Annotated in this window: 5 protein-coding genes; 3 read left to right on the top strand and 2 right to left on the bottom strand. The window is 58.5% G+C overall.

What is annotated here, in order from left to right; translation table 11 throughout:
- Nucleotides 1-409 precede the first annotated feature (409 nt).
- Complete coding sequence (locus EYB53_RS03115) at nt 410-727, bottom strand: metal-sulfur cluster assembly factor (RefSeq protein WP_135476613.1); 318 nt, start codon at nt 725-727, stop codon at nt 410-412.
- Nucleotides 728-831: 104 nt separating this feature from the next.
- Between EYB53_RS03115 and EYB53_RS03110 the strand changes: the two genes are divergently transcribed.
- The 3 genes from EYB53_RS03110 (at nt 832) to EYB53_RS03100 (ending at nt 7,651) form a co-directional block, all read left to right on the top strand.
- Nucleotides 832-2,478 (top strand): aspartate:alanine exchanger family transporter, encoded by a 1,647-nt coding sequence (locus EYB53_RS03110; protein WP_135476611.1) that lies wholly within the window; start codon nt 832-834, stop codon nt 2,476-2,478.
- Between the two features lie 116 nt (nt 2,479-2,594).
- Nucleotides 2,595-3,668: a 3-deoxy-7-phosphoheptulonate synthase gene (locus EYB53_RS03105; RefSeq protein ID WP_135476609.1), complete on the top strand. Its 1,074-nt coding sequence runs from the start codon at nt 2,595-2,597 to the stop codon at nt 3,666-3,668.
- A gap of 353 nt (nt 3,669-4,021) precedes the next feature.
- Entirely contained in the window at nt 4,022-7,651 is a 3,630-nt protein-coding gene (locus tag EYB53_RS03100) for a choice-of-anchor I family protein (RefSeq protein WP_135476607.1), read from the top strand.
- 133 nt (nt 7,652-7,784) lie between these two features.
- Here the strand turns inward: EYB53_RS03100 and EYB53_RS03095 are convergent, their stop codons facing one another.
- Nucleotides 7,785-11,321: a hypothetical protein gene (locus EYB53_RS03095; RefSeq protein WP_135476605.1), complete on the bottom strand. Its 3,537-nt coding sequence runs from the start codon at nt 11,319-11,321 to the stop codon at nt 7,785-7,787.
- Between the last annotated feature and the right edge of the window lie 107 nt (nt 11,322-11,428).

Here is an 11,428-nt window from a genome sequence, read left to right as displayed (position 1 = left end):
GCCACAACCCGTTTGAGCGGATGATCCGTTGCTGCCATCGTTGTTGCCCATCGTTGCTTGACGACCTACACGTATTCGTATAGGCCCATTATAGCACACATGAGCAACTCGTCAAGACCGGCGGGCGCAGCAGTCAGGGCGATTGCATCTTCTGTGTATGCACCCCGCCAAGGCACCCGCAAGGGCACCCCTTGCGGGTGCCCCGACAGGGCCGGGGGGCGGGCCCGGTGTCGGGGCACCCCTTGCGGGTGCCCCGTTGTATCCGATTTCGTATGATGCAATCGCCCTGGCGCAGCAGCGATGCGACATGCCGCTTCACCCCAGGCGGGCCAAGGCGCTACTGCGCCCCTACGTGTCCGATCAAAACCTCTGCGCCTTCGCGCCTTTGCGTCAAAACGCGCCGTGCCCCCTAAAAGAAGCCCAATTCGTCCCGTGCTTCTTCACTCATCAACGACGGGTTCCAAAAAGGCGTCCAGACCAGGTTGATCTTGACGTCCTCAAGGTTTTTGTACACGTCCGCCAGCGCCATCACTTCGCGCCGAGCCTGATCAAGAATCTGCGGCCCGGCAGGACACGCAGGCGTGGTCAGCGTCATGTCAATGTCAACTTTTGCGCCTTCCTCAACCACGTCAATCCGATACACCAGCCCCAGATTGACAATATCCAACCCGATCTCCGGGTCAATCACATTCTTCAGCGCAGCCCGCACCATATCTTCAGAAACCATGCGTCATACCTCAGCTATATGTTTGTGCCTTCTACAAGACAGGGATGAATGTATGATACCATATCCCCGATAGGTGAGAATGCCTCTTGGCAGGAATGCAATCCATGCTCGAACTTTTGATCGATAATCCACTCCTCCTTCTCTTTGTCGTTTCAGCAGTTGGCTATCTGATCGGGCGCATCAAAATTGGCGGCATTAGCCTCGGGGTTGCCGCTGTGCTCTTTGTTGGGCTCGCCTTTGGCGCACTCGACCCCGAACTGCGCCTCCCCGAGATTGTCTATCTCCTAGGCTTGGTGCTGTTCGTCTATACCGTTGGCCTCAGTAGCGGCCCCGGTTTTTTTGCTTCGCTGCAACGCAAGGGGCTGCGTGACAATCTACTGGTGCTCGGCATCATTCTCTTTGCGACCGGCCTAACCTTGCTCGCCGCCTGGATCATCGGCCTCAGTGCGCCCACCGCCGCCGGCATGTTCGCGGGGAGCCTGACCAATACCCCCGCCCTCGCCGGGGTGATCGAACAACTCAAAACGGGTGCCTTCGGGCCAGTCACCGAGGCGATCCTCGCCCATCCGGTGATCGGCTATTCGGTGACCTACCCGATGGGTGTGCTCGGTATGATCCTGGCGATTTATCTTCTCCAACGCCTCTGGAAGATCAATTATGCCGACGAAGCCCGCACGATGCCAGGGCTCAATATCGGTACCGAGCACCTGGTTAGCCGCACGATCCGCGTAACCCGGCCCGAGATGGACGGACGCAATATCGGTGAGTTGCTGCGCAATCAGCGCTGGAATGTTGTCTTTGGAAGAATCCAGCACGATGGGCTCGTCAATATTGTGACCAGCGACGCCTATCTGCGCCTCAATGATCTCGTGAGTGTCGTTGGCCAGAGCGAAGAGGTTGAACGCGTCGCCACCGGTCTCGGCGAGTTGACCCCCGAACAACTCGAGCTCGACCGCCATACCCTCGATTTCCGCCGCGTCTTTGTCTCCAATCCTGCCGTGCTCGGCAAGCGCTTGCGTGACCTCGATCTGCCTCATACCCAGGGGGCCATTATTACGCGGGTCCGCCGTGGCGATATCGATATCCTACCCCACGGCGATACCATTCTTGAACCAGGTGACCGCGTACGAGTCGTCACCCGCCGCGAGAATCTTGAGGCGATCAGCAAATATTTCGGCGACTCCTACCGCCATCTCTCCGAAATTGATGTCGTCTCCCTCGGCCTCGGCCTCGCCCTCGGGTTGCTCGTGGGGATGATCCCCATCCCCTTGCCCGGCGGGATGCAGTTTACCCTCGGGTTCGCCGGTGGCCCGCTCATCGTCGCCCTTATCCTCGGCTGGCTCGAACGCACTGGCCCTATTGTCTGGAGCCTGCCGTACAGTGCGAATCTGACCCTGCGCCAGCTCGGGCTGACGTTCTTCCTCGCTGGCGTCGGTACACGCTCGGGCTACAGCTTTGTCAGTACCTTCAGCCAGGGCGGCGGCCTTGGTATCTTTATCTTTATTGCCGGCGCACTCATTACGGCTGCGGCCGCCTTCGGCCTCCTCATCATCGGCCACAAGATGCTCAAGATCCCGATGGGCATCTGCATCGGCATGCTCGCCGGGATGCAAACCCAACCTGCCGTGCTCGCCTTCGCAAATGAACAGGCTGGCAACGATTTGCCCAACATTGGCTACGCGACCGTCTACCCATTGGCAACAATTGGCAAGATTATCTGTGCACAAATGTTGCTCGTTCTTGTACAATAGGGGTACGGCTTCGGTCGTCGCTTCCGGGAGGGTCGTGCCTGACCGTGCCTCCATTGCGATCCAGTCTTCCCGGAAGCGTTACGATGACGTACCAAGTCTACCCACCTGAGAGACCAATGCATAATTCGCACGAAGATCACGAACCACAGGTCGCCAACCTGCACGTCCGCGAGTTCCAACCGCTCCTTGCGCCGCGTGAGTTGAAGGCCCAGTTGCCCCTGCGCCCCGAGGCCGCTCAGACGGTGACCAGGGCGCGTGATACTATTCGCGCTATGTTGCGGGGCGATGACCAGCGCTTGCTGGTGGTGATTGGCCCGTGCTCGATCCACGATCCCGAGGCGGCCCTCGATTATGCCCGACGCCTCGCCCGCCTGCACGATCAACTCGGCGATCAACTGCTGATCATGATGCGTACCTACCTCGAAAAGCCACGCACAACCGTTGGCTGGCGCGGGCTGATCAATGATCCCTGCCTCGATGGTAGCTTTGATATGCAGACTGGTCTCGCAACGGCACGTAGCATGTTGCTCGAAATCAATGCGCTCGGTCTGCCCGTTGCAACCGAAATGCTCGACCCGATCAGCCCGCAATACCTCGATGACCAGATCAGCCTGGCAACGATCGGTGCCCGTACCACCGAGGCCCAAACCCATCGCGCCCTTGCCAGCGGTGTCTCAATGCCGGTCGGTTTCAAGAATGGTACCGACGGCGGCATTCAGGTCGCCGTCAATGCTTGCGTCGCCGCCGCTGGTTCCCATAGCTTCCTCGGCGTCACCGAGGATGGCCGAAGCGCTGTGGTCAAAACCACTGGCAATCCCGATAGCTTTGTCATTTTGCGCGGCGGACGCCACGGGCCCAATTACTACGAAGAGTATGTCGTGCAGGCAACCCGCCTCATGCGTGAGGCCAACCTGCACCCCGCGGTCATGGTTGATTGCAGTCACGCCAACGCCGAAAACGATTTTCGTCGGCAAGAGACCGTCTGGTACCGCGTCGTCGAGCAGATCGTCGCTCACCCAACGCCCATCATCGGTCTCATGGTCGAAAGCAATCTCTACGAAGGCAAGCAACCTCTGCTCGCCGACCGCAGTGCGCTCAAATACGGCGTCTCACTCACCGATGGCTGCATCGGCTGGGAAACAACCGAACGCCTCCTCGTCGAAACCCACCACGCCCTCACCAAACGCTAAACCCACCTCGGCGTCTCGGCGTTACAAAAACCACCTTTGTAACGCCGAGGTGCAAAGATGCAGAGCCTAGCTTCAATACTTTTCAAATAAGCTCACGCGCAGGCACGAAGGGTTCGCTCACGTACGCTAAAAACGTTGCGCCTTTGCGTCAAAACAAGCGCCTTATTTGCAAAGTATTGGGCCTAGCTTCGCTCCACACTCGGCATCTCCCCACCTCAATGATGGCGATACGCAACGATCACAGCCTCTTAATATGCTCTTCATATGCTCTTGTCAGAATGATAATCTCTGCTCGGCACAATAGGAACGATCTGTCCTGGAGTCAACTGTTCTATTAGTACCCAAGGGGAACCATGAAGTCGTTCCGTGCTCTGCCCATGCTGGTTATCCTGGCCCTCCTGGCCGGGATTATGGCCGCCGCCGTACCGGTCACTGCTGCGCTACCACCTCTGACCCAACCCGCAGCCACCGTTGCCGCCCTGCTTCCCGATGCACCCAACCCTACGATCAGTTTGAATCGCATCGGGCGCTATGACACCGAGCTTGGCTCTGGTGCCGCCGAAATCACCGCCTTCGATCCGGCAACGAGCCGCATGTTCGTCACCAACGCCGTCCAGTCTAGCGTTGATATTGTCAGTCTCAGCGACCCAACCGCACCGAGTTTCGTCTCGCGGATTGCGATTGCCCCGACCTATGGTGCTGGAGCCAATAGCGTCTCGGTGCACAATGGTCTGGTCGCCGTCGCTGTCGAGGCGGATCCAAAGACTGATGCTGGCAGTGTCGTCTTTTTTGATACCAATGGCGTCTTTCTCAACCAGGTAACCGCTGGCGCACTGCCCGACATGGTCACCTTTACGCCTGATGGTCGCTATGTGCTGGTCGCCAACGAGGGTGAGCCAAACAGCTACGGCCAACCCGACTCGGTTGACCCCGAGGGTTCAGTCAGCATCATTTGGCTGCCTCCCTCACCAATCACCACGACAACTGTTCTTACCCCAACCAACGCTACCTTCACCAGTTTCAATGACCAGATTGATGCCCTGCGTGCAAGCGGGGTGCGCATCTTTGGCCCCGGGGCCACGGTTGCCCAGGATCTCGAGCCCGAGTACATTGCTGTCTCTCCCGATTCGAACACGGCCTATGTCTCACTTCAGGAAAATAACGCTGTCGCTGTGATCGACATTACAACAGCAACCGTGAGCGCCATTGTGCCCCTGGGCTTCAAGGATCACAGCCTGGCGGGCAATGGCTTCGATGCGAGCGACCGTGATGTTGATGGCACATCCGGTGGTGGCGGCCAGATCAATATTCAAAACTGGCCGGTCTTCGGCATGTATATGCCCGATGCCATCGCTGCCTACGAGGTAGACGGTCAACTCTACCTGGTGACAGCGAACGAAGGCGATGCCCGCGACTATACGGGCTTTGCCGAAGAGGTGCGTGTTAATGACGATGACTACACGCTGGATCCAACCGTCTTCACTGATACTGCTACGCTGAAACTGAACCAAAACCTTGGTCGTCTGACTGTCACCAACCAGACCGGCGATACCGATGGCGATGGCGAATTCGAGGCGATTTATGTCTTCGGCGCACGTTCATTTACGATCTGGAATGCTACCACCGGCGCGGTTGTCTTTGATAGCGGCGACGAGATGGAACAGCGCACGGCCCAACTGACCCCCGGGCTCTTCAATGCGAACAACGGTCTGCCAGCCGACTTCGATACACGGAGCGATAATAAAGGCCCCGAACCCGAGTCAGTCGAACTTGGTCAGATCGCCGGCCGTACCTACGCGTTTGTTGCCCTCGAACGGGCTGGCGGCGGGGTTATGGTCTACGACATTACCAACCCGGCTGCGCCAACGTTTGTCCAGTACGCCCTCCCTCCCGGTGATTATCTCGGCGACCCCACGAATGCCGCGCCCGACGATGTCTCGCCGGAAGGCCTGAAGTTTGTCTCAGCCGCCGACAGTCCAACTGGTCAGCCATTGTTGCTCGTTGCGAACGAGGTCAGTGGCACCGTGGCGATCTACGCGATCAGCTTCGAGGCTACGCCTGTCGCCGATCCCGATGGTGCTGGCAGCCTCACGCTCTTGCACAATAACGATGGTGAGTCATCACTACTGCCGCAGAACAATACCGTCACTCGCGAAGGCCTGCCAAATGTCACTCTGCCCGTTGGGGGTGTAGCGGCTTTCCAGAGCGTTTTGCATCGCGAAATCGCCGATGCCAGCATGCGGGGCAACGCTCTGGTCAATGTCTATGCTGGCGACGCCTTCCTGGCAAGCGCGACCCTGGCCTGTTCGTTGCCAACCGACGCAACCTCGCCTGTCTACGATGCCATTGCGCAGCGCCAGATGCCCTACACTGTCCACATCATGGGTAACCACGAGTTTGACTATACTCCGGTCTTCCTCAAGCGCTTCATTGATGCCTTCCAAGGCACCCAGCCCTTCTTGAGCGCCAATCTTGATTTCAGCGCCCAGACCGAGTTCGCCACGCTGCTTGACGCCGATGGCCTGATCGAGCAGACCCCTGCCGGCGGGCGGGTGCTTGGTCGCTCGATGATCTATACCGACACCCTTACCAACCAGCGCTTTGGCATCGTCGGTGCAACGACCCCGCTGCTGCCCACGATCTCCTCACCCGATCAGGTAGAAGTCACGCCCGATATCCCGGCTACCGCTGCGGCAGTCCAGGCTGAAATTGACCGCTTGCAGGCCGCTGGCCTCAAAAAGATCATCCTGGTCAGTCATATGCAGAGCATTAGCCAGGACCGCGAATTGATCGCCTTGCTCAAGGGCGTGGATATCGCCGTGGCCGGTGGTGGCGACGACCTGCTCACCAATCCTGACATTCCCAATAACATCGAGTTGCTGCCTGGCGACCGCATTCCTTCCGAGAACCCGCCGACCTATCCGTTGATCCAGAAGGATGCCGACGATCGTGATGTCTACCTTGTCACTACGGCAGGCAATTATCGCTATGTCGGGCGACTTGATGTCGAGTTCGACGCCGCAGGCGAAGTGAGCCAGATCATCAGCGAGCAGAGCTACCCGCGTCGTGTTGTACCAGCCAGTGCAATCGCCACGCTCCTCGATGTGGCTGATGTGGTGACGCCCAATTCCGTCCTTGGCAGCACCGTCATTGACCCTGTGAACACCTGCCTCGCCGACTTCGCTACCGACAATATCGCCCGGAGCGAGGTGGCGCTCAGGCTAGCAACGAGCGATGTTCGCTCACGTGAGTCGAACGCCGGCAATCTGATTGCCGACTCCTTCCTCTATGCCTACGAGCAGTATGCGGCGACAAATAGCCTGCCCCCTCGCAGCGAGGAAAATCCAGTCATCGCTATCCAGAATGGTGGCGGCATTCGTCAAACCGCTGGCAATGCCATTCCAGTCGAAGTGCCAGGCACCATTACACGCAAGAATACGCTCGACATTCTGCCGTTTGCCAACTTCGTCAGCGTTGTGAGCGACGTGACCCCTGCCGAGCTCAAGCTCATCCTTGAGCGTTCAGCCGCCAGCCTACCCGCCAACGGCGGCCAGTTCATGCAGATCGCGGGCCTGCGTGTTACGTACAGTCCTGCCAACCAGGCTCACGTTGTCACCAGTGCAGGCGAAATTACCACCCCCGGCACACGCGTCCTCCGCGTTGCGCTAGAAGACGGTCGCCCATTGATTAGCAATGGACAACCCGTCGAGGGGGCACCCAACGTGCGCATTGTCACCAATAGCTTCACCGCAGGCGGCGGCGACAACTATCCCACGCTGGCCGACAAGCCCAACCAGGTCAACCTGCGCAGCCCCGCCGGTGCAATCTCGTACGAACAAGCCTTGCTCGAGTACCTGCGCAGCTTCCCAGTCCGCGAAGGCTTGCCCACCATCGAAGCCAGCGATGCACGCTATGCCCCAGAGGGTGAAGGCCGGATCGTCATCCTGGGCAACCGCTTACTGATCCCAATCGCCATCCGCTAGACTCAGCATCTATCAGCCCAAATACACCCAGAGGGGAGGCCACAACCCGGCCTCCCCTCTGCGTCTCCGCGCCTCCGCGTCTCTGCGTTAAAACAGGTAACGCAGAGACACAAAGGCACAGAGACGTGCGTCCTCACCGCAATAACAACGGCACAAACACCGTCTGCCGCACCGCAAGGTTCCACGTATAGACATCATCCGCCGGATCACGATCAGCCGGTACCGTCTCATTGAAGCTGGCACGAATCTGATAGCCCGCCCGCGCCTCTGGCCTCAACGCCAGCGCCAGGCGCGTTACCCCAAAAGGCTCTAGCGTTACCATCTCATCCAGCAGCGTAAACGCCGTCCCCCCCGCCGGGATTACCTCGACCTTCACCCGCGTTGTCACCGTGATCCCACTATTCGACACGTTCAACAACAGGTGATTGGTGATCCCCGGGCTCAGCCTCAACTGCGGCATCAGCGGATCAAACCCGCTTACCTCAAGATCACCCTCGCGCCACGCAAGGTTCACTTGCGGCGTATCAGTAACCTCAACCTCGACCGCAGCGCTCACCGTGAGCCCGTGCGTGTCCGTGACGCTGTAGGTCAACCGATGTTCGCCCGGTATCAGTGTCGCCTCGGTGATCCCATTGCTGCTCGCCAACTCTCCTTGCAACGAAGAACTCCAGACACCACTGGTGATCAGGCCATCCTCACGATCATATGCCTCGGCCTTCAGATACCAGCGCTGCCCAGGCAGACTGACATCGCCCGCTATCGGCGCAATGATCCGCACCTCTGGCGCAAGGTTCGCCTGCACCAACCCACCCACGCGATCCTCAGCGCGGCGCAGCCCATCCGACGAGATCGTGCGGAACATAATCCCTTCGCTCGCCGGTAGACTCTCGGTCGCAAGCACCAGTTCATCACCGTGCGCGAGGATCGGCAGTGGCAACCAGGTCACACCCTCGTCAGTACTGAAGAGCACCAGGTGCCGCACGGTCTGCCCCTCCTCTAACGGTGTATGCTCCCAGCGGATCGTCAGCGTCTCGGTCAACACGGTGCCTGGCGCTGGCGCAATGATCTGGCTGGCAAAGGGGGCCGTACCACGCCGCAGATCCAGCACATCAGTCCCGTCCTGCTGACGTCGTATCCGTACCCGCGTCACCGTCTCGGGAAGATCGAAGGTCGCCGCCCAGAAGTCCCGCGCCTGATCCCCCAGTCCCGCTGGCTCCACCGCAAAATCCTGAATATAGTCGAAGACCGGCCCATCCGCATCATAGGGAATCAACTGATACCGATCCTGCTGCGGGGCACCACACGGCTGCATAAAATCGGGCGGGATCGGCACAAGCGGCGGCAGGGTTTTGTCACTCAAGTCGCCCAGTTCAAACGAGGTGATCGCCTCTGGCAAGAGCCGATAGCGGGTGTAGGTTTCATTCGTCGGTTCACACACATAACGAAACTGCTCGGTAGGCCCATACATAGCGAGCCGCACCATCCCCGGGGCCGGTGTCCCCGCCTCCACCACCTGCCGACCAGCAACAGTTGGCAGCGTCAGCCTCCCCAGCAGGTACTCGTAAAAACCCTGGTAGGTTGACGGAATCACCCAGCTATACGCATTGCTATTACCCATCACATCAAACCAGTAGTCACGCGCCGCATACGGATAATCAGCCAGCAAAAAATGCTTGAAGGCAAACCGCGATTCAGGCGGCTCGGTTGGGTTGAACATCGTCATCCCAGCAAGCTCGATTCCCGCCGGAGGATGCAATTGGTACTGTTCATTCGCAATGCCGGTGTACATCCCCGCCGCATGGCCCAGCTCGTGCATAATCGCCGAAGGCTTCGCCTCATCAACAAAGATGATCTGGCGGCGCAACGGCAGACTCGCCCCGTCACCCCCCAGATTCCCCGCCGCCAGCGGCACCACCGCAACATCAAACCGACTTGGTGAACCCGAGATCGAGCCCATGAGGTTCAACATGCTCGTCACCCCCTGGTTCAGGGTCGCCAGTTCATTCAAGAGCCCGACCCGCGTGAATAAGCCCGTCGGGCTGATGTACCTGACCGTTGGCACCCGATGGAGGATAAAGTCCGCCCGACGCAATGGCAACATCGCGGGCAAATTCTGTTCGAGCCACGCCGCCGAACTTGCGGTTCCTGGGGCCGCACGATTGTAAAACGGCATCCAGACCTGGATCGGTGCAATCGTGATGAACAATGGCCGGGGAAAGTTCGCTCGATAGTTCAGCGTCTGTTGCCAGATCTTGCTCACCCGACCTGCCTCTTCATACTCAATCAAGCCAGTCGTATCAAGATAGAGCGCCACCTCCTGCGTCGCCTCACTCGACGGCGGCAAGACAAAGTTGATCGTCGTCGCCCCCCGGCTCACCGCCGAGGCACCGACCTCGTTGAGATCACGATAGAGCGCCGGCGTGCCGCCCAGAGGTAAAACCTGTTCACCATCAACCTCAAGCCACGCCTTCACCCCAGTCACCCGCCGATCACTCGTCACCAGATCAAAGGTCAACAGGGTAGGAATATTTCGCACCAGCGGTGGCGCACTCGCCGGGGCAAACGTATAGCTCAAGCTATATTGACCTACCAGTGATCCCGCCAGCCAGAAGCGCGGCAAGAGCGCCTTGTCCGTCCGTTCCAACTCGTTTTCGCTCACCCCAGCCAGCACAAACGGCATCCCGAGTTGTCCCGTTACCGGATCGAGCGAGAGATTCGCAATTTTTGCGTAGCGATTCGTCAAAAACAGACCCCCATGATTGGGCCGCTCAGTCGTGGTAAGTTTGCCGCTCGCATCGCCATAATAGTTCACCCCAATCGGAATACGCATGGGCGGCAGAGGTGTCTGGTAATCATCCCAGACCAGTGAACTAGAACCCACAAAATTGTTGCCACTGATCAATGGGTTCAGTTCACTCTCCTCAGTCCATAATGGATGACGCGTAAGTCTCGTCGGATCATTTTGAAACCAGAGAGGACCAGCAAAAACATTGTCAGTCAACACCGCTTCACTGCGATTCACCAGATCAACAGTACTATAAAATTCATTGCCGATAAATGTCGGACTCGCCCCAACGACCGTCACCGTGCGCCGAAAAAAGCATTCCTGAAAGGTCAAGCCGCTCTCGGGTCGCATCTCAATATCAGTATTGATTGATGAGCCATCGAGCGTGCTCAACTCGATGCGTAACGAGGTGTCGCTGGCAAACCCGGTAAAGGCAAGGCTGATGCCAGGATTGATCCGCAAATACTCGATCTGCAAAGGCGGCCCATCAGGGCCAGCGGTGAAACTTTCAGAAAAGGCCGGCGTCCCCCGAAAGACGTTGCGAACCTCCGCCGTCTGTCCAGCCAGATACCCCGGGTCTTCCGGCACGATCACCTTGATCCCACATGTATGCGTGCCACTGCCAACCTCAAAACGCCGGTAGATCCTCGGCTGCACCCGATTCGACAAAGAGAGCACCGTCTGATTATCAAATAGCAGATCAACCTGCTGTACCTGCGCACGCCCCGAAAGGTCATATTCATACGATACATGCACCACCCCGGGGCTGATGAAATAGAAGTGGCAACTCCCCCCGTCAACCGCTTGCACCGGCGCAACACTGCTCACCAACCCACCGATCAGCAATCCGATCAACAGAACTGCACGTAAGATTCTGGTCTTCATCGTAAAACCTCCGGCTGCGGCATGACCTGAGCACCTGCACCATGATCAGCATAACCCGCCACAGGCACCAAGGCATTACAAAGAAGAAACCTGCCAGGTGTGCGCCG

This window comes from Candidatus Chloroploca mongolica, from assembly GCF_004762035.2.
Lineage (GTDB): Bacteria > Chloroflexota > Chloroflexia > Chloroflexales > Chloroflexaceae > Chloroploca > Chloroploca mongolica.
This window is presented reverse-complemented; position numbering and strand designations above follow the sequence as displayed.